Here is a 23,458-nt window from a genome sequence, read left to right as displayed (position 1 = left end):
CACGATGAACAAGCAAGAGGTTGAAATGCTCAGCAATGAGATCGAGATGCTGATGGCCGAGCGCGCACGTCTGCTCAAGGTGGTCGGCGCGGCTGCAGTGCTGGTGGCGAACACCGATGAGAAGAGTTTGCCGGATGGCGCGGTAAATGCGGCGGAGGTACTGTCCCAGGCGCTGAATGCGCTGCCAGAAGAGACGCTGAAGGACGCGCTGGAGTCGGTGAAGGCCGAAGTCGAATAGCGTGCACATGGAAGAGCGCGTCGGACTGATACTCACCGGCGGCGGCGCGCGCGCCGCCTATCAGGTCGGCGTGCTCAAGGCGATCGCCGAACTCCTGCCACGCCGCGCGCATAACCCCTTTCCGGTGATCTGCGGCACCTCGGCCGGTGCACTCAATGCCGCGACCATCGCGGTGAACGCGCAGAACTTCCGCAAGGGGGTGGGCTACCTCAACAACATCTGGAAGAATTTCCACGCCAACCAGATCTACCGCACCGATGTGGTCGGCGTGTTCAACAACACCATGTTGTGGCTGGCAGGGATGATCCTGAGCGGCTTGGGGATCAACAAACTCAAGCAGATATCCTTGCTCGACAACTCGCCCTTGGCCGAGTTGCTGGATGAGATCCTGCCCTGCGACAAGATACAACCGCACATCGATGCCGGTCGGTTGCGCGCTTTGAGCATCACGGCATCCGGCTACGGTTCCGGGCAATCCGTCACGTTCTACCAGGGCGTGGATGAGATCGCGCCATGGCGGCGAACCCGGCGGATCGGCGTGCCGACGCGCATCGATAACAGGCATTTGCTGGCCTCTTCTGCGATCCCGTTCATCTTTCCCGCGACCCTGATCAACCGCGAATACTTCGGCGACGGGTCGATGCGCCAGATCGCGCCGATCAGTTCCGCGCTGCATCTGGGCGCGACGCGCATCCTGGTGGTCGGTTCCACCAATGACGGCCTCGAGCAAGGCCGGCACCCGGATGGCAGCGAATATCCCTCGCTGGCGCAGATCGCCGGGCATGCGTTGAACAGCATTTTCCTCGACAGCATGGAAGTCGACCTGGAGCGGGTGCAGACCGTCAATCGCCTGGTTTCGATGATGCCGGAGGATATGCGTCAGCGCACTGGCCTGAAGCACGTCGAGATGCTGGTGATCTCGCCCAGCGAATCCATCGACAAGATCGCCGCAAGCCATGCCCACGACCTGCCCTGGACGATACGCATGCTGCTGCGTCTGGCCGGCGCAGGGAAGCAAAGTGGCAATGCGACGCTGGTCAGCTTCCTGTTGTCCGAGAAAAAATATTGCAGCGCGCTGATCGATCTCGGTTACCGCGATGCGATGCAGCGCCGCGACGAGATCGCGCGCTTTTTCGAAGTGCGTGCCCATCGGGACGAGGGGATGCCGCAATGAATGCGGATTCGGTCCAGGCGCGTACCTGGCGGCTGCTGGAGCTGCTGGCGGATGGGGAGTTCCATTCCGGCGAAGCGCTGGCGCAGCAATTCGGCCTGTCGCGTGCCAGCGTGTTCAATGCGCTGGAAAGCGTGGCGGAATACGGCATAGAACTGCAGCGCATCCGCGGGCGGGGTTACCGGCTGGCCCGTCCCTGGCAACGCCTGGAGCGCGACGAGATCCTGCGCTTGCTGGGCAAGGAGGCGACTCGCTTCGACATCGAGGTGCTGGCACAGGCGACTTCCAGCAATGCCTTGCTGCTGCAGCGCGCCGCGGCGAATGCTGCAAGCGGCAGCGTGCTGGCGGTGGAATTGCAGACCGCGGGGCGCGGACGACTGGGGCGCGCCTGGCATTCCGGGCTGGGCAATGCGCTGACCTTTTCGCTGTTGTGGCGCTTCGAGTGCGGCCTGAACGCGCTGTCCGGGCTGAGCCTGGCGGTGGGCGTGGCGATCGTGCGCGCGTTGAATGAATTCGGGGCGCAAGGCGTGAAGCTGAAATGGCCGAACGACGTCCTGACCGATCAGGGCAAGCTGGCGGGCGTATTGATCGAGGCGCAGGGCGACATGCTCGGCCCGAGTGCGGTGGTGATCGGCATCGGCCTCAACTGCACTCTGTCTGTGCAGCTTGAGCGGCAGATCGATCAGCCCGCCAGCGCCTTGGACGAAGTGTGCGGTAACATGCCATCGCGCAACCAGTTGCTGGCAGCTCTGCTGCGCGAACTGGCGGCTGTCCTGCAGCAGTTCGCGCAGGACGGGTTCGCCGCATTGCGCGACGAGTGGGAGCGATACCATGTGCACCAGCAGAAGACGATTCAATTACGCATGCCGGATGGCCAAATAGTCAGCGGAATCGCATGCGGTGTGAGCGATTCCGGCGAGCTGTGCGTGGAAACCGCGCAGGGGCTGCGCCAGTTCAATTCAGGTGAAGTGGGAGGACTGCGATGAGGCTGCTGCTCGACGCAGGCAACACACGCATCAAATGGGCCCTGGTGAGCGGGGATGAATGGCTGCGCAGGGGCGATTCGCCGACCGAGCGGGCGGAGGAATTGTCGCAGCAGCTGGCCGATGTCGGCGAGGTGCGTCAGATCTGGGTGAGCAATGTCGCCGGCGAAACGGTGGCGCGGCATATCCGCGAGCTTCGTGTGGGGCAGCATGGTGAGCCACACTTCATCGTCGCCCGCACAATGCAATGCGGCGTGCGCAACGGCTATGACGATCCAGCGCAACTGGGCAGCGACCGCTGGGCCGCCCTGATTGCGGCATGGCATCTGGCAGGCCGGGGGTGTCTGGTGGTGAACAGCGGCACGGCGACCACGGTAGATGCCTTGTCGGCGACGGGCGAGTTCCTTGGTGGGCTGATACTGCCGGGGATGGTGCTGATGCAGCGCAGCCTGTCGGCGTCAACCGCACGGATCAGACTTGCGCAGGGTAGCTATGCTGCGTTCCCGAAAAATACTGCCGATGCGCTGTTCAGCGGGGCGATCCAGGCCAGTTGCGGCGCGATCGGGCGGCAGCATGCGCTGCTGGACGATGCGGGCGCGCCCGTGGTGCTGGGCGGCGGGGCTGCGGAAATCCTGCGCGAGCACCTTAACCTTCCGCTGCTCGTCGTGGATAATCTGGTCCTGCAAGGGATTTTGTTAATCGCACAGGAAGCGAGCGAGTGATGAGGACGTTATTCTGGATTCTGTTGCTGGGGAATGTGATTTTCTTCGCGGTGATGCAGTGGGGCGGGCTGATGGCTGGCGACGAACAGGCGGCGCAGCCGCAACCCCCGCTGAATGCTGAGAAGATCCGCCTGGCGGATATGCCGCAGAGCGCGCCAGTCGCAGCCTTACCGGCCTCTGTTCCCGCCTCGGCGCCTGTGGCAGTCCCGGCGCCGGTCGAAGTGACACCGGCCCTTCGCGCATCGACCAAGCTCGATATGCTGGCCTGCATGGAATGGGGGGAGTTTTCAGGCGCGGACTTGAAACGGGCGACGGCGGCCTTAGGGGCCTTGCGGCTTGGGGATCGGCTGAATCAGCGCCAGGTCGAACAAAGCATCGGCTATTGGGTGTACATCCCCCCGCTCAAGGACAAAGCTGCGGTCGCGCAGAAGATCGCACAGCTCAAGGCGCGCGGCATCGAGGAGTATTTTGTCGTGCCGGATGCGGGACCCTGGTTGCATGCCATTTCGCTCGGTGTATTCAAGACTCAGGAGGCGGCGCAGAGCTTCCTGGAAGGGCTGCGCGCCAAGGATGTGCGCTCGGCCCAGATCGGTGAGCGCGCCAGCAAACTCAAGATGACCGTATTTGTGCTGAATGGGCTGGATGGCACAGCTGAAGCCAAATTGACGGCGATGCAGAAGGATTTTTCCGGAAGCGAGCTAAAGAAAGTGCCATGTGCATTGACAAGGTAGGCGGAAATCTGGAGAATGCCGCGCTCTTCGCGGTGATATAGCTCAGTTGGTTAGAGCACAGCACTCATAATGCTGGGGTCGGTGGTTCAAATCCACCTATCACCACCAAACAAGCAGAAATAAAAAACTCCAGCCTAGGCTGGAGTTTTTTATTTGGTGCTGTGCAACTTCGATTTACTTGTTGTCTGTGAAAAGCTGCTTCACCATCCACAGAGCAAAGCTTACAACAAACAGGCTAGCGCCAATTGATACCAAGTCAGCGATGTACGACATTTTTCTCCTCCCGAGAGAACTAGGTTAAACACAACAACGAAATGGGTATTCGAATCCTAGCACAGTTATTTTTTATGGCAAGCATTTTGTAAATGCACGGCGAGCCCGATGGGTAGACCCATAGGCAACGGGGGAGGCTGGAGAGGAGAAAGCGGGGAGTTGTTAAAAACTCCCCGCTATAAGTTTCTGCTTAGCTCTTGAAGAGCTGGATGGTGATCCACACGGCAAATGCAACTGAGAACAATGCGGTACCAATAGATGCTACGTCTGCAATAATCGACATGTTTTCTCTCCCTTGAAAGTGTTTAAGTTTTGATGACACTTGCGGTGGCAATAGTTGACTAAATTAAAGACAATAGCCGACTAAAGCTTTTTTTATTATACAAGCATTTTTGTCGACAATTCCCACAATTTAATTGTGGATTAAGCAGGTCGGGTTTGATGGAAATCTTCAGGAATTCAGGAATCGATACAGCGTGTTAACGAAACTCTATATAAAGACCTACGGTTGCCAGATGAACGAGTATGACTCGGACAAGATGGCGGATGTCCTGCGTGCCTGCGAGGGCATGGAGCAGACCGACAAGCCGGAAGAGGCCGACGTCATCCTGTTCAATACCTGCTCGATCCGCGAGAAGGCCGAGGAAAAGGTGTTTTCCGATCTGGGGCGCGTGCGTCCGCTGAAACAGGCAAAACCGGGCCTGCTGATCGGCGTGGGCGGCTGCGTGGCGAGCCAAGAGGGCGAGGCCATCGTCAAGCGCGCGCCCTATGTGGACGTGGTGTTCGGCCCGCAGACGCTGCATCGACTGCCGCAGCTCCTTCAGGCGCGGCGCGAAACCGGGCTGCCGCAGGTGGATATCAGCTTCCCCGAGATCGAGAAGTTCGATCATCTGCCGTCAGCAGAAACGGCATCCGGCGCGGCTTTCGTTGCCATCATGGAGGGCTGCAGCAAGTATTGCACATTCTGTGTGGTGCCCTATACGCGTGGCGAGGAAGTGTCGCGCCCGTTTGCCGACGTGATGCGTGACGTGGAGGAGTTGGTCGCTCAGGGCGTGAAGGAGATCACCCTGCTGGGCCAGAATGTGAACGCCTACCGCGGCGCGATCGACGACGGCGACGACATAGTGGATTTCGCGTTCCTGTTGCAGGCCATCGCGGCGCTGGATGGTGTGGAGCGTCTGCGCTACACCACCTCGCATCCCAAGGAAATGACGCGGCGACTGATCGATGTTTACGCGAACACGCCCAAGCTGGTCAGTCATCTGCACCTGCCGGTGCAGTCCGGTTCGGATCGAGTTCTGGCGGCGATGAAACGCGGCCACACCGTGCTGGAATACAAATCCATTATTCGCCAGGTGCGTGCGGCGCGTCCCGACATCAGCATCACTTCGGATTTTATCGTCGGATTTCCAGGCGAGACCGAGCAGGATTTCGAGGCAACGATGAAGCTGATCGAGGAGGTTGGCTTCGACGTCAGTTTCAGTTACCTGTATAGCCCGCGTCCAGGAACGCCTGCTGCCGAGCTGCACGATGATACCCCGCATGAGGTGAAGGCTGCGCGCCTGAAGCGCTTGCAGGATCGCATCACGGAACTGGAAAATGAAGTCGCGCAAGCGATGTTGGGCACAGTACAGCGCGTGCTGGTCGAGGGCACATCGAAGAAAGATGCACAGGAGCTGGCGGGGCGCACCGACAACAACCGCGTGGTGAATTTTCGCGGCTCGCCCGATATAACCAGATCGCAGGCCATGATCGGCCGCTTCGTCGAGGTGAAGATCACCGAGGTGGTGAGACACACATTGCGTGGTGAGTTAGTATTGAGCGCATCTTGATGAATACAGAGATCCATACGTTGCAATTCGCACTCGAGCCGCTGGACAACCAGCGGCTGGCGCACCTGTGCGGCCCGCTGGACGAAAACCTGCGCCAAATCGAGACGGCGCTGGAAGTTACCATCGCACGGCGCGGCGAGCACTTCAGCGTGCAGGGCGCGCAGGCGGAACTGGCACGCGAGGTGCTGCAGGATTTCTACCGCGAGGCGAAGCACGACATCACGCTGGAGCGTCTGCAGCTCGGATTGATCGAGGCGATGAAGTGGCGCACCGAACCCCAGCCTTCCAATGACTTCATTCCGTTGCTGATGACGCGCAAGGCCGAGATTCGCGGGCGCACGCCGCGCCAGAATAGTTATCTGCAGGCGATACAGGAACATGACATCACCTTCGGCGTCGGTCCGGCCGGCACCGGCAAGACCTATCTCGCCGTGGCCTGTGCAGTGGATGCGCTGCAGCGCGAGACGGTGCGCCGTCTGGTGTTGGTTCGGCCGGCGGTCGAGGCCGGCGAGAAACTCGGCTTCCTGCCCGGCGACCTTACGCAGAAAGTCGATCCTTATCTGCGTCCGTTGTACGACGCGTTGTACGACTTGATGGGGTTGGAGAAGGTCAGCCGCGCCTTCGAGCGCGGCGTGATCGAGATCGCACCGCTGGCCTACATGCGCGGGCGCACGCTGAACCACTCATTCATCATCCTCGACGAGGCACAGAACACCACGCCGGAACAGATGAAGATGTTCCTGACCCGCATCGGTTTCGGCAGCAAGGCGGTCATCACCGGCGACGTCACGCAGATCGACCTGGCGCGCGGACAGAAAAGCGGGCTGGTCGAGGCGCGCCACGTGCTGGAGGATGTGCGCGGCATCGCGTTCAGCGAATTCCTCGCCGAGGATGTGGTGCGCCATCCTCTGGTGCAGAAGATCGTTACGGCCTATGAGCGCTATGAAGAGAAAAGAAATGCATAAGACTACGCTACCCAAACTCTCCCTGGCCGTGCAATACGCCAGCGAATCGGCGCATCTGCCGACTCGGCCGCAGTTCCGTCGCTGGGTCAAGGCTGCGCTGCAGCGCGACGTGAGCCTGACGCTGCGTATTGTCGACGAGGTCGAGGGGCGCGAACTGAACAAGGGGTATCGCGGCAAGGACTATCCGACCAATGTGTTGACGTTCGTTTATGACGATGAGCTGCTGTACGGCGATGTGATCGTCTGCGCGCCCGTGGTGGAGCGCGAGGCGCGAGAGCAGCATAAGGATCTGCTGGCGCACTATGCGCACATGACCATCCATGCGCTGCTGCACCTGCAGGGCTACGACCATGAGAACGATGCCGATGCCGCCGAGATGGAAGCGCTGGAAACGCGGCTGATGTTAAAATTGCGCCACCCCGATCCTTATCAGGAAACTTAAAGCACTAAATGGACTCACCCGAGAGTAACAAACCCAGCCTGTTAGAACGCCTTTCCGCACTGTTGCTGCGCGAACCTGAAGACCGCGAGCAACTGGTCAAACTGCTGCACTCCGCCTACGAACACAATCTGCTCGACGCCGACGCGCTGTCCATGATGGAAGGCGTGCTGCAGGTGTCCGAGCGACCGGTGCGCGAGATCATGATCCCGCGCGCTCAGATGGACGTCATCGACATCAGCGAGTCGCCCGAGAAGTTCATCCCCTTCGTGATCGAGACCGCACACTCGCGTTTCCCCGTCATCGACGGCGACAAGGACAACATCATCGGCATCCTGCTGGCGAAGGACCTGCTGCGCTATTACGCGGGCGAGGAGTTCAACGTGCGTGACATGCTGCGCCCGGCTGTGTTCGTGCCCGAGTCCAAACGCCTGAACGTGCTGCTGCGCGACTTCCGCAGCAACCGAAACCACATCGCACTGGTGGCGGACGAATACGGCGGTGTGTCCGGGATGGTGACCATCGAGGACGTGCTGGAACAGATCGTCGGCGACATCGAGGACGAATACGATTTCGACGAGGATGAGGACAACATCATCCCTGATGGCGCAGGTAACTGGCGCGTCAAGGCCGACACCAAGATCGCCGACTTCAACGAGGTCCTCGGCACCGAATTCAGCGACGAGGAATGCGACACGGTGGGAGGACTGGTGCTCAAGGCTGCCGGGCAGCTGCCCAAGCGCGGTGCGCACATCCATCTCGGCGACCTGACCTTCACCGTGCTGCGCGCCGACAGCCGCAGGCTGTATTCGCTGCTGGTCGAGCGCAAGAAGACCGAAGAGGTCCTGTAGGGGCGGGTCTCAGACCCGCCCGGATTTCCGGATATTGCGCCGAACAAAAGGGCGGGTTTGAAACCCGCCCCTACGTCAGAACTGCTCGTTCTCGCCCAGGTAGCGCCACTGCCCCAGCGGCAGATTTCCCAGCTTTACCTTGCCGATGCGGATGCGTTTCAGGCCGGTCACCTTCAATCCGACCAGTTCGCACATGCGGCGGATCTGGCGTTTCTTGCCTTCGCGCAGCACGAAGCGCAGCTGGTCCTCGTTCTGCCAGGTCACCTTCGCGGGTTTGAGATATTCGCCGTCCAGTTTGAGGCCGTGGTTGAGCAGCGCCAGCCCGCCGCCCTCCAGCTTGCCCTGTACGCGCACCAGGTATTCCTTGTCCACTTTGGAATCTTCGCCGATCAGCTGCTTGGCGATGCGACCGTCCTGCGTGAGCACCAGCAGGCCGGTCGAGTCGATGTCGAGGCGGCCTGCAGGGGCGAGCCCCACCAGCTGGCTGCGATGGAAGCGCAGCGGCGAAGTGTCTTCGGCCCAGCGCGTCGAGGCATCCAGCAGGGTGCTTGCCGGTTTGTAGTTGTGCTCGGCCTGTCCGGAGACATAGCCGATGGGCTTGTTGAGCAGGATGGTCACGCGCTGCTGCTGCGACGCTTGTGCCGCGTTGCGAAGGGTTATCTGCTGGTGCGGATAGACCTTGCTGCCTAGTTCACTGACCGTTTCGCCGTCCACCTGCACCCAGCCCTTTTCGATGTAACTGTCGGCTTCGCGGCGCGAGCACAGACCGAGTTCGGACATGCGTTTGGAGAGGCGGACTTTTTCCATGGGGTGAGGTGTTCTGAGTGATTGGGGGGCGATTTAATCACAAAATGCCGCCCCGGGCGGAATCGGTTATTCTTGACGACTCATTTGAGGCTAGTTCGTTCGATGTTCAAAAAATATCAATCCCTGATCGCCGCCTTCGCCGCCGGTTTGGTGTGCGTGCTTGGCTTCGCGCCGTTCGGCCTGTTTCCCGTGCCGGTGCTGGCGCTCGCCGTGCTGTTCGTTTTGTGGGCACGCGCCGCTACACCTCGCGCAGCAGGATGGCTGGGCTTCGCGTTCGGCTTCGGCTTGTTCACCGCGGGCATCGGCTGGATCTACGTCGCGCTGCACGATTACGGCGGCATGCCGCTGTGGCTGGCTTTGCCCGCGACGCTGCTGTTTGCTGCTTTCCTCGCCTTATTCCCTGCGCTGGCGGGTTTCGTGCAGGCGCGTTTTCCGGCCTGGAGGGGCGCGGTGTTCTGGAGTCCAGAAGAGGAAAAGCGCCCGCACCCCGATGTGACGTTCCGCATCCCCGTGCAGGTCGCGCTGGGCGTGCTGATGCCCGCGGCGTGGGTGTTGGTGGAGTGGGTGCGCGGCCTGATCTTCACCGGCTTCCCGTGGCTGACGCTGGGCTATGCCCACAGCGATAGCTCGCTCGCAGGTTATGCGCCGGTGCTTGGTGTGTATGGTGTGTCGCTGGTGGCGGCGGTCAGCGCCGGTTTGCTGACCACGCTTTGGCTGGAACGCTGGAACCGGCAGGGGCGCATCGCCCTGGCGGTGCTCGTTGTGTTGTGGGTCGGCGGTGCGGCCTTGCGTAGCGTCGCGTGGACGCAGCCGCAAGGCGAGCCGTTCGGCGTGGCGCTGGTGCAGGGCAACATCGCGCAGGACATCAAGTTCAACCAGGACGCACTGGTCGGCACGCTGGAGACCTACCGCCGCCTGGTGACACAGGGCGAGGCGCGACTGACCGTCCTGCCCGAGACGGCATTCCCGCTGCTGCGCGAAGAAGTGCCGCCCAGCCTGGTCGAGCAATTGCGTCAGCATGCGAGGATGAACGACGGTGACATGCTGGTAGGCGCATTCGAGCACGACGAGAAGGGGTTCTATAACAGCGTGTTCACGCTGGGCTCGGCGGAAGAACAGCACTACCGCAAGGAGCACCTGGTGCCATTCGGAGAATTCATTCCGTTGCGCTACGTCCTGGGGCCGCTAATCAACGACGTGCTGAACATCCCGATGGGCGACCTTGCCCGCGGCGGCGAGCGCCAGAAACCGCTGGAAGTCGCGGGGCAGCGTGTCGCCGTGAACATCTGTTACGAAGACGTGTTCGGCGAAGAGATCATCCGTGCCCTGCCGCAGGCCACGCTGCTGGTCAACGTCACCAACGATGCCTGGTACGGAGACTCCTATGCCGCCGAACAGCACAACCAGATCGCGCAACTGCGCGCGCTCGAGACCGGTCGCATGATGCTGCGCGCCACCAACACCGGCGTGACCTCCATCATCGGCGCGGACGGCAAGGTGCTGAAAAAACTTCCCCAGCATGAGGAGGGCGTGCTGTCCGGCACGGCGCAGGGCTACGAAGGCATCACGCCCTACGTGCGCCTGGGCAATACCGGAGTGGTATTGCTGCTGATCGGCCTGCTGGCCTACGCATGGATGAGGCGCGAGCCTTTGCCGGAAAAAGGCACGGCGGGGGAGCAGGGGTGAGCTGGGTCTGCTACCTGCTGCGCTGCGCCGACGGCACCCTGTATTGCGGCATCACCAACGATCTCGACAAGCGCCTTGCGGCGCATAACGCCGGGATCGCGGCGAAGTACACCCGCACGCGCGGGCCGGTCGAACTGGCGTACATGGAGCGCTGCCCTGACAAGTCCGCCGCGCTGAAGCGCGAGATGGCGATCAAGCAACTGACCCGTGCGGAGAAACTGGCGTTGATCGACTCCGGCTCGATAGTCGCAGCCTGATTTACCTGGTCGTGTCGATGAGAGTCGTTCGCTGTGGCATGCCCAAGCCATTAAATGCGAGATCAATCAAATGTTGCGTGCGTTGACGTTCCTGCTCGTCGTTCTTTGCGCCTCTCCCGGCGCAGCCGCCGTTACGCCGCAACATCCGGAAAACATGGCGGCACAAATCAATGCCCCTGCCGACGAAGGCATCCGTTTTTCCTGTCATCCATCCCGGCTCAAAGCCATCGAAGCCGGCATGTCTGCGTATCTGTCCACCCTGAAAGTCGCACCTTCTCTGATTGTCAAAAAAACAGATCGGGTGAACGGCATCGCGGTTTACACGTTGAATACGCCTAAGGGCGATACCAGCACGCTTGATGTCAATGACAGGCCGGAGTTGCAAATTCGGGACGCCATCGTATTTCTTCCCGCGAAACAAGGGAAAAAGCGAAAAGTCGTCACCGTGTCCAAAAAGGAAATCCTGCTGACGCTGCTTCAGCATGGCCGGCTCACCGAATTCAAAGGCGATGCCTGCGACGTGCAAGCGCTGAAGGAACACATCGGTATACGCCAGAACATTACAGCCTGGGCGGAAGACCTGAATTGGGTTTGGCCCGACGGCAGCCCTGCGAAATGGAACGACAAATATTGGGATCATGGCACCCCAAAGCCGGGATACCCGCTGCATGAAGCGCTCAACGATGTCTTCATGAACCAGGACAAATATTCCATCGGTTGCTACACGGCCAGCAAGCTGCTGATGGTTCAGGGTGTGCTGGACTATTTTCGCCGCATCAAGAAGGATCGCGTGCAGCAAGAGCGAGTGAAGCAGCGGCTGTTGGCCGACCATGATCCGCTGCGGTACATCGAGCCGGGCAGGATGTGGGACTTCGAAAAAGATTTCGATCCGCGAGAGCTGCATCGCCCGGGCAAACTCCTGAAGATCGAATACCGCATCGCACCGAAGAACTTTGTGCCCGGCGACTGGGTTCATTTTTTGAATACCGATCCGGCTAGCTACCGGAAGACCGGCTATGAGGGCTCCAATCCGATCTATCTGGGACGAAACAAATTCGCCGATTACTTCAACGACCATCACCACTCGTACACCTACCAGCAGAAGCTGGATGAGGTGTATCAATGGAGGAACGGTGTTTTCAGCCGTTTGCGCGATGCCGAAAAGATCAAGCCGCTTACCCCCGAGGATGTCGAGATCTTGAGCCGCCCGCCCTCGGAAGGCGGCCTCCTGACAGACATGAGGGTGTTCCCGTATTTCTTCGGCTATGAGGACTTGCCGGAATTGGCTGCCAGGCCGGCATCCGAATAGCCGTTCCTCAAGCTAGTACAGACAATCCGATATTCGTGCCAGAGGAACGTTGTGCTGACCTTGCCGCCCGAAAACCAGTAAAATGCGCGCTTTCGCAAATCAAGTCGTTTTTTGCACATGCCTACCAAAAGTGAGTCTTCACCGAAGCTGAGCCAAGGGCTCAGCTTTCAGCAAATCATCCTGACCCTGCAGAAATACTGGGACAAGCAGGGCTGCGCGCTGCTGCAGCCTTACGACATGGAAGTCGGCGCGGGCACTTCGCACACCGCCACCTTCCTGCGCTCGCTCGGCCCGGAGCCCTGGAAAGCCGCTTACGTGCAGCCTTCCCGCCGCCCCAAGGACGGCCGCTACGGCGAGAATCCTAACCGCCTGCAGCACTACTACCAGTTCCAGGTGGTGCTGAAGCCAGCTCCCGCCAACATCCTCGACCTGTATCTCGGCTCGCTGGAAGCGCTGGGTTTCGACCTCAAGCAGAACGACATCCGCTTCGTCGAGGACGACTGGGAGAACCCGACGCTGGGCGCGTGGGGTCTGGGCTGGGAGGTATGGCTGAACGGCATGGAAGTCACGCAGTTCACCTATTTCCAGCAGGTCGGCGGCATCGACTGCAAGCCGATCACCGGCGAGATCACCTACGGCCTCGAGCGCCTCGCGATGTACCTGCAGGGCGTGGAGAACGTCTACGACCTGACTTGGACCGAGGGTGTGTCCTACGGCGACGTGTACCACCAGAACGAGGTCGAGCAATCGACCTACAACTTCGAGCACAGCAACGTCGAATTCCTGCTGCAGGCCTTCGGGGCGCATGAAGGCAACGCCAAACACCTGATGGAGCAGCAACTCGCGCTGCCCGCCTACGAGCAGGTGCTGAAGGCCGCGCACACCTTCAACCTGCTGGATGCGCGCGGCGCGATCTCGGTGACCGAGCGAGCCGCCTACATCGGCCGCATCCGCAACCTGGCGCGCAGCGTCGCGCAGAGTTATCTCGACAGCCGCGCACGCCTGGGCTTCCCGATGGCACCGAAGGAATGGGCCGACGAAGTGATTGCGCAACTCGATAACAAGAAGAAGGCTGCCTGACATGACGATTGCCAAGAATAATCTGCTGGTCGAACTGTTCGTCGAGGAGCTGCCGCCCAAGTCGCTGAAGAAGCTGGGCGACAGCTTTGCCGAAACATTGGCTGCGAGCTTGAAGGCACAAGGCCTTGCTGCTGCCGATGCCGCCGTGACTGCCTATGCTTCTCCGCGCCGCCTTGCGGTTCATGTCGCCGATGTGGCGGCGCAGGCGGCGGACAAATCGGTTTCGCAAAAGCTGATGCCTGTCGCCGTCGGTCTGGATGCCAACGGCCAGGCGACGCCCGCACTGCTGAAGCGCCTCGCCGCGCTGGGTGCGGATGCCTCGGTGGTGCCGCAATTGAAGCGCGCACAGGACGGCAAGGCCGAGGCGCTGTTTTTCGACAGCGTGGTGAAAGGTGCGCACCTGGTCGAAGGGCTGCAGAAGGCGCTGGAAGATGCACTCGCCAAACTGCCCATCGCCAAGGTGATGACCTACCAGTTGGCCGACGGCTGGAGCAGCGTGAACTTCGTGCGCCCCGCGCATGGATTGGTCGCGCTGCACGGCGCGGACATCGTGGCGATTTCTACGCTGGGTTTGAATGCCGGGCGGACGACGCAAGGTCACCGCTTCGAGGCCGCTAACGCGACTGTGGTGCTGAAGGATGCGGACAGCTATGCGCAGCAACTGGAAAGCGAAGGCGCAGTCGTTGCGAGCTTCGCTGCGCGTCGTGCGGAGATCGTCAAGCAACTGACAGCCGCTGCCGCGAAGGAAGGATTGAAGCCCATCGAGGACGATGCGCTGCTGGACGAAGTGACCGCGCTGGTCGAGCGTCCCAACGTGCTGCTCGGCAAGTTCGAGGAGGCATTCCTTGAAGTGCCTCAGGAATGCCTGATCCTGACCATGAAGGCGAACCAGAAATACTTCCCTCTGCTGGACGCGAACGGCAAGCTCACCAACAAGTTCCTCATCGTGTCGAACATCCGTCCGGCGGATGCGAGCCTGGTGGTCGGCGGCAACGAGCGCGTGGTGCGTCCGCGCCTCGCCGACGCGAAGTTCTTCTTCGACCAGGATCGCAAGAAGACGCTGGCGTCCCGCGTGGAAGGCTTGGGCAAAGTGGTCTATCACAACAAGCTCGGCACACAGGGCGAGCGCGTGGAGCGGGTGCGACAAATCGCGTTGATGATAGGCAATGAACTCGGCGGCGAAGCGCTTGCTGGGCAAGCACAACAGGCTGCTACTCTGGCTAAGGCCGACCTGCTCACCGACATGGTGGGCGAGTTTCCCGAGTTGCAGGGCATCATGGGACGCTACTATGCGCAGCACGACGGCCTTTCCGACGATGTCTCTTATGCGATTGAAGACCACTACAAGCCGCGCTTTGCGGGCGACGAACTGCCTCGCAACATGGTTGGCATTTGCGTGTCGCTCGCTGACAAGCTGGAGACATTGGCGGGCTTGTTCAGCATCGGTCAGGTCCCAACCGGCGACAAGGATCCGTTCGCGTTGCGCCGCCATGCGTTGGGTGTGATCCGTATTCTGATCGCAAAGGATTTGCCGCTGCAACTCGAGACGTTGCTGTTCTACGCGTTCGGTTTCTTCAGTGAAAAATCTGTCGAAGCGACTAATCAACTGACGAGCTTCATTTATGAACGACTCGCGGGCTTGCTGCGCGAGCAGGGGTACACCGCTCAGGAAGTCGATGCGGTCCTGTCCCTGCGCCCGCAGCAGTTGAGCGAAGTTGCACAACGGCTTGCCGCAGTGCGCGCCTTCGCCGCGTTGTCTGAAGCCGCCGCGCTGGCCGCGGCCAACAAGCGTGTCGGCAATATCCTGAAGAAGGTCGAGGGAGCGGTGAGCGACAAGGTCGATGTTGCCGTGCTGCAAGAAGCCGCAGAGCAGGCGTTGCATCAGGCGTTGGGCGAGATCGCGCCCAAGGCCGATGCCGCTTTTGCCGCAGGCGATTACACCGCCTCGCTGCAGGCGCTCGCTGCGTTGCGTGCGCCGGTGGATGCCTTCTTCGACAACGTGATGGTGAATGCCGAGGACGAAAAGTTGCGCACCAACCGCCTCGCGCTGCTGGCGCAGTTGCAGCAGGCGATGAACCGCGTTGCGGATATTTCCAAACTGGCAGCCTGAACCTACGGATGGAACAGCCATGAACCTCGTCATCCTCGACCGCGACGGCGTGATCAACTACGACTCCGACCAGTTCATCAAGAGCCCGGAGGAGTGGAAGCCGCTCCCCGGCAGCCTCGAGGCGATCGCGCGGCTGAACCAGGCCGACTACCGGGTGGTGGTGGCGACCAATCAGTCCGGCGTCGGGCGCGGGCTGTTCGACATGGCGATGCTGAATGCGATCCACGACAAGATGCACAAGGCCTGCGCGCAGGTCGGCGCGCGCATCGATGCCGTGTTCTATTGCCCTCATACCGCCGAGAGCAACTGCCATTGCCGCAAGCCCAAGAGCGGCATGTTGGAGGAGATCGCGGCGCGCTACGGCGTCAGCCTCGACGACGTGCCCGCGGTCGGCGACTCGCTGCGCGACCTGCAGTGTGCCGCCGCAGTGGGCGCGCAACCCTACCTGGTGCTGACCGGCAAGGGCGCGAAGACGCAGGCGACCGGCGGCTTGCCGGAGGGAACCATCGTTCTGCCGGACCTTGCGGCGGTCGTTACGGAGCTGATCTGATGCTTGCCGTCCGCTCGTTCGTATTCCTGCTGCTGCAGTTCGTGCTCACGCCGATCTTTTCTACGCTGGCCCTGCTGACCTTTCCATTCCCGCCGCTGGCGCGCTATCGCCTCATCTCCAGCTATGCACGGACCATGATCTGGCTGCTGCGCCTGGTGTGCGGCATCCGCCACGAGGTGCGCGGCCTCGAGAACATTCCCAAGGAACCGTGCATCGTGCTGTGCAAGCACCAGTCGGCCTGGGAGACGCTGGCACTGCAGGTCATCTTCCCGCCGCAGGTGTGGGTGCTGAAGCGCGAGTTGCTGTGGTTGCCGTTCTTCGGCTGGGGGCTGGCGATGACCAGCCCTATCGCGATCGACCGCAGCGACGGCAAGGGCGCGATGAGGCAGTTGCTCAAGCAGGGCAAGGACCGTCTGGCACAGGGCTTCTGCGTGGTGATCTTCCCCGAAGGGACGCGCGTGCCCTACGGCAAGCGCGGCAAGTACAAGATCGGCGGCGCGCTGCTGGCGGCGAGCTCCGGCGTGCCGGTAGTGCCGGTGGCGCACAATGCCGGACGTTTGTGGGGGCGCAAGGCGTTCAGCAAGCACCCCGGCTTGGTCACCATGAGCATCGGCAAGCCCATCATTACGCAAGGCCGCAAGGCCGAAGAGATCAACGCCGAGGTCGAGGCGTGGATCGAGAACGAGATCCAGCAGATCGCACATTGATGTTCAAGCGACTGCGCAACACGGTCACTCCTCCCGCCGCCGAACAGCGAGCCGCGCTTCTCGCCGGCAAGCACATCACCTACACCCTCAAGCGCAGCGGCAAGCGCCGCAGCATCGGTCTGCGCATCGACGATCGCGGCCTCACCGTGAGCATGCCGCTGCGCGCATCGGAAAGCTGGCTGCACAGCGTGCTGCAGGACAAGGCTCATTGGGTGGTCGAGAAGCTAGATGGCTGGCAGTCGCGCAAGCCGGCGGAGGTGCGCTGGGCGGACGGCGAGAGCATTTCCTTCATCGGCGAGAAGCTCACGCTGCGCATCCGTCCCAGCTTGTTCGCCGGAGTCCCGCAGCAGCGCGGCAGGGAGCTGTGGCTGTTCGTCGTAGACCAGTCCGACGCTGCTCATATCGAGGGCCTGGTGTCGGACTGGTATCGAAGGCAGGCCGAGCCGTTGTTCGCCGAGCGTGTCGCGCATTACGCGCCGCTGCTGAACGTTGCTCCTCGCGTCCTCAAGCTGTCGTCGGCGAAGACGCAGTGGGGCAGCTGCACGGCGCGCGGCACGGTGCGGCTCAACGAACAGCTAGTCCGCCTGCCGCTGCGCCTGATCGATTACGTGGTGGTGCACGAACTGGCGCACCTGCGCGAGATGAACCACTCGGCGGCGTTCTGGGATGTGGTGGGCAGCACCTGCCCCGATTATGCGAAGCTGCGCCGCGAACTGAAGTCGGTGGGACTGTAAGCGCACAAGCTATTGATCCGGCCAGATGAAATTTGAAGTCCGTTCGCCCTGAGCTTGTCGAAGGGTGAAGGGGCTTCGACAAGCTTAGCCCGAACGGCTATTGTGACTTCACCGTGCCGGATTAATAGGCGCGAGCCGTTTCCGCTGTTTCGTAAATGCATGAAGAAATACGGGAAGACCGCAATGCCTGCCTATGCCTATCCGCTGCTCATCAAGCAGTTGCTGCTCACGCCGCTGGCCAATGCGACGGAGCAGGAGATCGTCTACCGCGACAAGAGCCGTTACGACTACCGCACCCTGCGCGAGCGCATCGGCCGCTTGGGCAGCAGCCTGGGCGTGATGCCGGGACAGACGGTCGCGGTGATGGACTGGGATAGCCACCGCTACCTCGAATGCTTCTTCGCCATCCCGATGCTGGGCGCAGTGTTGCAGACAGTGAACGTGCGCCTGTCGCCGGAGCAGATCGTCTATACCCTCAACCATGCGCGCGCCGACGTCTTGCTGGTCCACGAAGATTTTCTGCCGCTGCTGGAGAGTTTTAGCGCCCAACTGGAAACGGTGCAGCGCTTCGTCCTGCTGTCCGACGCAGAATTTCCGGATTGCCCGGCACCGTTTGCGACCGACTATGAGACGCTGCTGGCGGGCGGCGATCCGGATCATGAATTCCCGGATTTCGACGAGAACACGCGCGCGACGACTTTCTATACCACCGGCACGACGGGGCACCCCAAGGGCGTTTACTTCAGCCATCGCCAGCTGGTGCTGCATACCCTCGCGGCCGCGGCGGCCTTCGGTACGGCGCCGGTGCAGGGACGCTTCGGGCGCAGCGATGTGTATATGCCGATCACGCCGATGTTCCATGTTCATGCCTGGGGCTTCCCCTATATCGCCACGATGCTCGGCGTGAAGCAGGTCTATCCGGGGCGCTACCAGCCGGATGTCCTGTTGCAGCTGATCCGGCATGAGGGCGTGACGTTCTCGCATTGCGTGCCGACGCTGCTGCACATGCTGCTGTCGGCTGCGCAAACGGCGGAAGTGACGTTGCATGGCTGGAAGGTGGTCATCGGCGGGTCGGCGTTGCCCAAGGGCTTGGCGCAGGCTGCGCTGGACCTGGGGGCGGATGTGTATGCCGGATACGGACTGTCCGAGACCTGCCCGATCCTGTCGCTCGGGCTGCTGGAGCCCGGTGAGGCAGAGGATGAGGACGCTGCCTTGTCCCGCCGCATCCGTGCCGGACGCGCCATTCCGCTGGTGGACATGCGCGTGGTGGATGACACGGTAGCGGAGCTGCCGCATGACGGGGTGAGCACGGGAGAAGTTGTCGTACGCGCTCCCTGGCTGACTCAGGGTTACCTGCATGACGAAGCGGCGTCGGCCACGCTGTGGGAGGGCGGCTACCTGCATACCGGCGACATCGGAAACCGCGATGCGACCGGGATGCTGAACGTCACCGACCGGCTCAAGGATGTCATCAAGTGCAGCGGCGAATGGCTATCTTCGCTGGAGCTGGAAAGCCTGATCTCGGAACATCCTGCGGTCAGCGAAGTCGCTGTGATCGGCGTGCCGGACGAGAAGTGGGGCGAACGCCCGCGTGCAATGGTGGTGCTCAAGGATGGGTATGAGGCGGACGCCCATGCCTTGCGTGAACCGGTGAATCGGCGCGTCGACGAGGGGCGGCTTCCCCGATATGCCCGTTTGATGGAAATCCATTTCGTAGCCGCCTTGCCGCGTACCAGTGTCGGGAAGCTGGACAAGAAGGTGATGCGGCAGCATGCGGGGTGATGGTGCGTAGGGGCGGGTCTCAGACCCGCCCGCTTCAATTCGACAACGGGCAGGTTTTAAACCTGCCCCTACGACAGGGCGATATCCTCGCCCTGCGCCGCGAAAAGCTCGGTGAGTTTTGCGTACAATTCGCTGCCGTCGCGCTGGCTGCGCCATGCGCCGTCCTGCCAGGCGTAGTGGAAGCCGCCGGACTTAGCTGCGACCCATATTTCCTGATTGACGTCGTGGCGGTTGACGATGATCTTCTGTCCGTTGTCGAACTCGATCTCCAGCACGTTGCCGCTGCGGTTGCACTCGACGTCACCGCCGCAGTTGTCGACGGCTGTTTCGATGCGCGCTAGCGCGGCATCGGCCAATTGGTTGAATTCGCTTTCGTTCATGCTCAGCCTTTATAATCCGGTCGGTTAAATTTCTATTCTCTTGGTAAACCATCATGCGCCTGAAACTTACGCTGGCCATTATCGTGGCTCTGGTCTTGTCGCTGCAAGGCTGCGGCAAGAAAGGACCGCTGAAACTTCCCGCTGCCCAGTCTCTTGCGGCGGCACAAACAATTTTCTGAACGGACGATCAATCATGAGCAGTCATTTTCAATATCGCGAAGGCGCGCTGTGCGTCGAGCAAGTGCCCTTGGCCGACATCGCCGCGCAGTTCGGCACTCCCTGTTATGTATATTCGCGCGCCGCGTTGACTGACGGCTACCGACAATTCAGCAACGCGCTGCAAGGCCGGGAACATCTGATCTGCTATGCGGTGAAGGCGAATTCCAACCTGGCGATCCTGAACGTGTTCGCTCGCCTGGGGGCGGGCTTCGATATCGTTTCCGGCGGCGAGCTGCAGCGCGTGCTCGCGGCTGGCGGTGATGCGGGCAAGGTGGTGTTCTCCGGCGTGGGCAAGAGCGTCGCCGAGATGCGCCTGGCACTGGATGCGGGCATCCTGTGTTTCAACGTCGAGTCTGCCGCCGAGCTGGAACGGCTGAACGAGGTGGCCGGCAGCATGGGCAAGGTCGCGCCGATCAGCCTGCGCGTGAATCCCGACGTGGATGCGAAGACCCATCCCTACATCTCCACCGGCCTCAAGCAGAACAAGTTCGGTGTGGCCTACACCGAAGCCGTCGCTTTGTACCGCAAGGCAGCGACGCTGCCGCATCTGCGCATTACCGGCGTGGACTGTCACATCGGATCGCAGCTCACCGAGACCAGCCCGTTCATCGCCGCGGTGGAAAAGGTGCTGGCGCTGGTCGATGCGCTGGCGCGCGAAGGCATTCGTCTCGAACACATCGATCTGGGCGGCGGCCTGGGTATCCGTTACAACGACGAGACGCCGCCGGCAATCGCGGACTATGTGGCTGCGTTGCTGGGCGCACTTGCCGGACGTAGCGAGAAGCTGGTGCTCGAGCCGGGGCGCGTGCTGGTTGGAAACGCCGGCGCGCTGCTGACGCGCGTCGAATATCTCAAGCCCGGCGAGGAGAAAAATTTCGCCATCGTCGATGCGGCGATGAACGATCTGATGCGTCCCGCTTTGTACGATGCGTACCACAACATCCTGCCGGTGCAGCGCGAAAACCATGTATCGCAGAGCTATGAAGTGGTCGGCCCGATCTGCGAAACGGGCGACTTCATCGGCCATGCGCGCGAACTGGCGATCGCCCCGCAATCCTTGCTGGCTGTGCTTTCCGCGGGCGCATACGGGATGAGCATGAGCTCCAATTACAACACCCGTCCGCGTGCCGCCGAGGTGATGGTGGACGGTGCATCGGTGCATCTGGTGCGCGAGCGGGAGACCGTGCCACAGTTGTTTGCGGGCGAAAAAATAATCTCGTGAGTGTTGCAATTTCCGCAAAAGTTTTTCACGAAATTTGTTGCGCGTTTTTTTAAACGTGGATACAGTGCCGATGCCGCAAGCGTCTATCGCTGAAAAACAGGGCGTTTGGGTGTGTAGTGAGTTGTAGTGAATGTTCTAAATTTTTATGGAGAATGAAAATGGCAACATCCGATACAAAAGCCAAAACGCCCGCAGCCAAAAAGCCCGCAGCGAAAAAAGCAGCCGCCAAACCGGCAGTAAAAAAGGCAGCAGCTAAACCGGCAGCAAAGAAAGCAGCCGCGAAGCCCGCAGCGAAAAAGACAGCAGCCAAGAAACCCGCAGTCAAAAAAGCAGCAGCAAAGCCGGCAGTAAAGAAGGCAGCAGCTAAGCCGGTAGCAAAGAAGGCCGCCGCCAAGCCCGCAGCTAAAAAGACAGCAGCCAAGAAACCCGCAGTCAAAAAAGCAGCAGCTAAGCCGGTAGCAAAGAAAGCCGCCGCCAAGCCCGCAGCGAAAAAGACAGCGGCCAAGAAACCCGCAGTCAAAAAAGCAGCAGCAAAGCCGGCAGTGAAAAAAGCCGCCGCCAAGCCCGCAGCGAAAAAGACAGCGGCCAAGAAACCCGCAGTCAAAAAAGCAGCAGCAAAGCCAGTAGCAAAGAAAGCCGCCGCCAAGCCCGCAGCGAAAAAAGCAGTAGCCAAGAAACCCGCGGTCAAAAAAGCAGCAGCTAAGCCGGCAGTGAAAAAAGCTGCAGCGAAGCCAGCTGGCAAGGGTATTCTGGGCGCGTAGTTTTCTGCCTCGCTAGGGGCGGTTGCTTTACCGCCCTTTTAGCCAACTTGCTCCACCGGCAACCCGTCTTCTGAAACGGGTGGGTTGTTGTTCTCGCACAAACAAGAGTCCGTCAGAATGCCGTAGATATTCTTGTCTCCGGGTCTCCCCTAGATCAGGAAGATCGTTGCCAATCCCAGGAAGATGAAGAAGCCGCCGCTGTCGGTAATGGCGGTGATCATGACGCTCGAGCCGATGGCCGGGTCGCGCCCGAATCTTTGCATGATGAGCGGGATTGCCATGCCGACGATGGCGCCGACGGTGAGGTTGAGCAGCATCGCGCTGGTCATCACGACGCCGAGTGAGACGCTGTGATACAGGAAGTAGGCAAACAATCCGGCAATACCCCCCCATACCAGACCGTTCAATCCGCTGATCGCCAATTCCTTGGCCATCAAGCGACGTGCATTGCCCGGTGTGATTTGCCCTAGCGCGAGCGAACGGATGATGATGGTGGTGGTCTGGTTCGCCGAGTTGCCCGCGATGCCGGCAACGATGGGCATCAGCGTGGCCAGTGCGACGAATTTCTCGATCGTTCCTTCGAATTCGCCGATCACGCGCGATGCGAAGAACGCGGTGCACAGATTCAGTGCCAGCCAGGTCCAACGGTTCTGCGCGGACTTCCATACCGAGGCGAAGATGTCTTCCTCCTCGCGCAGACCGGCCTGGTTGAGCAGGTCGCTCTCCGATTCGGTACGGATGAAGTCCAGTACCACGTTCACCGTCACACGTCCGATCAGTTTGCCGTCCTCGTCCACCACCGGCGCGGAAACCAGGTCGTAGCGTTCGAACGCCTGCGCGGCCTGGTCCGCCTTTTCCTCGGGATGGAGCTGTATGGTGTCGGTCAGCATCAGGTCGCCGACGACCACTTCCGGTTCGTTGACGACGATGAGATTGATCGGCAGCACGCCCTTGAAGCGGTCGTCGCGGTCCACCACGAACACCTGGTCGGTGTGGTCGGGCAGTTCGTCGAAGCGGCGCAGGTAGCGTGACACCACTTCCAGCGTGACATCCTCGCGCACCTGGATCATGTTGAAGTCCATCAGCGCGCCGACTGAATCCTCTGAATACGACATTGCCGCGCGCAGCTGCTCGCGTTCCTCGATGGACAGCGACTTGAACACGTCGCGCATCACGTTCTGCGGCAGGTCGGGCGCGAGGTCGGCGATCTCGTCGGTGTCGAGCTGCTCGGCCGCGGCGCGCAGTTCCTCGCGGTTCATGGTCGCGATCAGCGATTCGCGCACCGCATCGGAAACCTCGATCAGTATTTCGCCGTCGCGTTCCGACTTGACCATATCCCACACCAGCAGACGCTGCTCGATGGGAAGGGCTTCGAGGATGTAGGCGATGTCGGCTGGGTGCAGCCCGTCCAGCTTACGCTGCAATTCGGTCAGATGCTGCTTGTGCAGCAAGCTGCCGACCAGGGCGTGGCGGTCCTGTCGTGGCAACTCCTGATTGTGCGCCACCGATTCCACCAGGGCGTGTTTGTGCAGCAGCGACTCCACCTGCTTGAGGTGTTCCTGCACGTTGTCGGTGTGGTGGCTTTCCTGGGTGGTGTCGGTCATTGCGCGCCCCTGTGAATCGCGCGCTATTGTAAAGAAATGGCGGGG

The 23,458-nt window shown here is 61.0% G+C and carries 25 protein-coding genes and 1 tRNA gene; 22 read left to right on the top strand and 4 right to left on the bottom strand.

What is annotated here, in order from left to right; translation table 11 throughout:
• The first annotated feature begins 4 nt into the window (after positions 1-4).
• The 10 genes from FGKAn22_RS10225 to FGKAn22_RS10180 all read left to right on the top strand — a co-directional run bounded on the left by FGKAn22_RS10225 (position 5) and on the right by FGKAn22_RS10180 (position 8,205).
• Positions 5-238, top strand: a complete 234-nt coding sequence (locus FGKAn22_RS10225) for a hypothetical protein (RefSeq protein WP_212785541.1) — start codon at positions 5-7, stop codon at positions 236-238.
• 7 nt (positions 239-245) lie between these two features.
• Positions 246-1,412 carry a patatin-like phospholipase family protein gene (locus FGKAn22_RS10220; protein WP_212785540.1) on the top strand — a complete coding sequence of 389 codons (1,167 nt, stop codon included), beginning with the start codon at positions 246-248 and terminating at the stop codon, positions 1,410-1,412.
• Entirely contained in the window at positions 1,409-2,395 is a 987-nt protein-coding gene (locus FGKAn22_RS10215; RefSeq protein WP_212785539.1) for a biotin--[acetyl-CoA-carboxylase] ligase, read from the top strand. Before FGKAn22_RS10220 ends, FGKAn22_RS10215 begins: the two co-directional genes overlap by 4 nt.
• Entirely contained in the window at positions 2,392-3,114 is a 723-nt protein-coding gene (locus tag FGKAn22_RS10210; RefSeq protein WP_212785538.1) for a type III pantothenate kinase, read from the top strand. The genes FGKAn22_RS10215 and FGKAn22_RS10210 overlap by 4 nt, the downstream gene beginning before the upstream one ends.
• Positions 3,114-3,845, top strand: a complete 732-nt coding sequence (locus tag FGKAn22_RS10205; protein ID WP_212785537.1) for an SPOR domain-containing protein — start codon at positions 3,114-3,116, stop codon at positions 3,843-3,845. Before FGKAn22_RS10210 ends, FGKAn22_RS10205 begins: the two co-directional genes overlap by 1 nt.
• 31 nt (positions 3,846-3,876) lie before the next feature.
• Positions 3,877-3,953 (top strand) — tRNA-Met (locus tag FGKAn22_RS10200).
• A 641-nt stretch (positions 3,954-4,594) separates the two neighbouring features.
• Positions 4,595-5,950 (top strand): tRNA (N6-isopentenyl adenosine(37)-C2)-methylthiotransferase MiaB, encoded by a 1,356-nt coding sequence (gene miaB / locus FGKAn22_RS10195; protein WP_212785536.1) that lies wholly within the window; start codon positions 4,595-4,597, stop codon positions 5,948-5,950.
• Positions 5,950-6,915 carry a PhoH family protein gene (locus FGKAn22_RS10190; protein WP_212785535.1) on the top strand — a complete coding sequence of 322 codons (966 nt, stop codon included), beginning with the start codon at positions 5,950-5,952 and terminating at the stop codon, positions 6,913-6,915. Before miaB ends, FGKAn22_RS10190 begins: the two co-directional genes overlap by 1 nt.
• A complete protein-coding gene (gene ybeY / locus FGKAn22_RS10185) occupies positions 6,908-7,357 on the top strand; it encodes an rRNA maturation RNase YbeY (protein WP_212785534.1) in 450 nt (149 codons plus the stop codon). The genes FGKAn22_RS10190 and ybeY overlap by 8 nt, the downstream gene beginning before the upstream one ends.
• Positions 7,358-7,365: 8 nt before the next feature.
• Positions 7,366-8,205 carry a CorC family transporter gene (locus FGKAn22_RS10180; RefSeq protein WP_212785533.1) on the top strand — a complete coding sequence of 280 codons (840 nt, stop codon included), beginning with the start codon at positions 7,366-7,368 and terminating at the stop codon, positions 8,203-8,205.
• A gap of 75 nt (positions 8,206-8,280) precedes the next feature.
• Here FGKAn22_RS10180 and FGKAn22_RS10175 read toward each other — a convergent pair whose 3' ends face one another.
• Positions 8,281-9,012: a pseudouridine synthase gene (locus FGKAn22_RS10175; RefSeq protein WP_212785532.1), complete on the bottom strand. Its 732-nt coding sequence runs from the start codon at positions 9,010-9,012 to the stop codon at positions 8,281-8,283.
• A gap of 102 nt (positions 9,013-9,114) precedes the next feature.
• Between FGKAn22_RS10175 and lnt the strand changes: the two genes are divergently transcribed.
• Positions 9,115-10,698, top strand: coding sequence for an apolipoprotein N-acyltransferase (gene lnt / locus FGKAn22_RS10170; protein ID WP_212785531.1), 1,584 nt, complete (start codon positions 9,115-9,117; stop codon positions 10,696-10,698).
• Positions 10,695-10,955, top strand: coding sequence for a GIY-YIG nuclease family protein (locus FGKAn22_RS10165; RefSeq protein WP_246487388.1), 261 nt, complete (start codon positions 10,695-10,697; stop codon positions 10,953-10,955). The genes lnt and FGKAn22_RS10165 overlap by 4 nt, the downstream gene beginning before the upstream one ends.
• A 1-nt stretch (position 10,956) precedes the next feature.
• On the opposite strand, the gene FGKAn22_RS10160 is transcribed toward FGKAn22_RS10165, so the two are convergent.
• Positions 10,957-11,439: a hypothetical protein gene (locus tag FGKAn22_RS10160; RefSeq protein ID WP_212785529.1), complete on the bottom strand. Its 483-nt coding sequence runs from the start codon at positions 11,437-11,439 to the stop codon at positions 10,957-10,959.
• Here FGKAn22_RS10160 and FGKAn22_RS10155 point away from each other — a divergent pair.
• The 7 genes from FGKAn22_RS10155 to FGKAn22_RS10125 all read left to right on the top strand — a co-directional run bounded on the left by FGKAn22_RS10155 (position 11,401) and on the right by FGKAn22_RS10125 (position 19,227).
• Complete coding sequence (locus tag FGKAn22_RS10155) at positions 11,401-12,264, top strand: hypothetical protein (RefSeq protein ID WP_212785528.1); 864 nt, start codon at positions 11,401-11,403, stop codon at positions 12,262-12,264. The genes FGKAn22_RS10160 and FGKAn22_RS10155 overlap by 39 nt on opposite strands.
• A 117-nt stretch (positions 12,265-12,381) precedes the next feature.
• Positions 12,382-13,344, top strand: coding sequence for a glycine--tRNA ligase subunit alpha (glyQ, locus tag FGKAn22_RS10150; protein ID WP_212785527.1), 963 nt, complete (start codon positions 12,382-12,384; stop codon positions 13,342-13,344).
• 1 nt (position 13,345) lies between these two features.
• The gene (gene glyS / locus FGKAn22_RS10145) at positions 13,346-15,454 is read left to right on the top strand and encodes a glycine--tRNA ligase subunit beta (RefSeq protein ID WP_212785526.1); all 2,109 of its coding nucleotides are present in this window, start codon (positions 13,346-13,348) and stop codon (positions 15,452-15,454) included.
• Positions 15,455-15,473: 19 nt separating this feature from the next.
• Positions 15,474-16,004: a D-glycero-beta-D-manno-heptose 1,7-bisphosphate 7-phosphatase gene (gmhB, locus tag FGKAn22_RS10140; protein ID WP_212785525.1), complete on the top strand. Its 531-nt coding sequence runs from the start codon at positions 15,474-15,476 to the stop codon at positions 16,002-16,004.
• Positions 16,004-16,711, top strand: coding sequence for a lysophospholipid acyltransferase family protein (locus tag FGKAn22_RS10135; RefSeq protein ID WP_212785524.1), 708 nt, complete (start codon positions 16,004-16,006; stop codon positions 16,709-16,711). Before gmhB ends, FGKAn22_RS10135 begins: the two co-directional genes overlap by 1 nt.
• Entirely contained in the window at positions 16,711-17,445 is a 735-nt protein-coding gene (locus FGKAn22_RS10130; RefSeq protein WP_212785523.1) for a M48 family metallopeptidase, read from the top strand. The genes FGKAn22_RS10135 and FGKAn22_RS10130 overlap by 1 nt, the downstream gene beginning before the upstream one ends.
• A 159-nt stretch (positions 17,446-17,604) precedes the next feature.
• Positions 17,605-19,227 (top strand): fatty acid--CoA ligase, encoded by a 1,623-nt coding sequence (locus tag FGKAn22_RS10125; protein ID WP_246487387.1) that lies wholly within the window; start codon positions 17,605-17,607, stop codon positions 19,225-19,227.
• A 68-nt stretch (positions 19,228-19,295) separates the two neighbouring features.
• Here the strand turns inward: FGKAn22_RS10125 and cyaY are convergent, their stop codons facing one another.
• The gene (gene cyaY / locus FGKAn22_RS10120) at positions 19,296-19,607 is read right to left on the bottom strand and encodes an iron donor protein CyaY (RefSeq protein WP_212785522.1); all 312 of its coding nucleotides are present in this window, start codon (positions 19,605-19,607) and stop codon (positions 19,296-19,298) included.
• A 53-nt stretch (positions 19,608-19,660) separates the two neighbouring features.
• Here cyaY and lptM point away from each other — a divergent pair, with 53 nt between their 5' ends.
• The 3 genes from lptM (at position 19,661) to FGKAn22_RS10105 (ending at position 21,809) form a co-directional block, all read left to right on the top strand.
• Positions 19,661-19,786 carry an LPS translocon maturation chaperone LptM gene (lptM, locus tag FGKAn22_RS10115; protein WP_212785521.1) on the top strand — a complete coding sequence of 42 codons (126 nt, stop codon included), beginning with the start codon at positions 19,661-19,663 and terminating at the stop codon, positions 19,784-19,786.
• A gap of 14 nt (positions 19,787-19,800) precedes the next feature.
• Positions 19,801-21,048, top strand: coding sequence for a diaminopimelate decarboxylase (lysA, locus tag FGKAn22_RS10110; protein WP_212785520.1), 1,248 nt, complete (start codon positions 19,801-19,803; stop codon positions 21,046-21,048).
• 152 nt (positions 21,049-21,200) lie between these two features.
• On the top strand, positions 21,201-21,809 hold the full coding sequence (locus FGKAn22_RS10105; protein WP_212785519.1) for a hypothetical protein: 609 nt from the start codon (positions 21,201-21,203) through the stop codon (positions 21,807-21,809).
• 149 nt (positions 21,810-21,958) lie between these two features.
• On the opposite strand, the gene mgtE is transcribed toward FGKAn22_RS10105, so the two are convergent.
• Positions 21,959-23,413, bottom strand: coding sequence for a magnesium transporter (gene mgtE, locus FGKAn22_RS10100; RefSeq protein WP_212785518.1), 1,455 nt, complete (start codon positions 23,411-23,413; stop codon positions 21,959-21,961).
• Between the last annotated feature and the right edge of the window lie 45 nt (positions 23,414-23,458).

Source organism: Ferrigenium kumadai, from assembly GCF_018324385.1.
Classification (GTDB): domain Bacteria; phylum Pseudomonadota; class Gammaproteobacteria; order Burkholderiales; family Gallionellaceae; genus Gallionella; species Gallionella kumadai.
The sequence above is the reverse complement of the archived record's forward strand: the minus strand, read 5'-3'. Positions and strand labels throughout refer to the sequence as shown.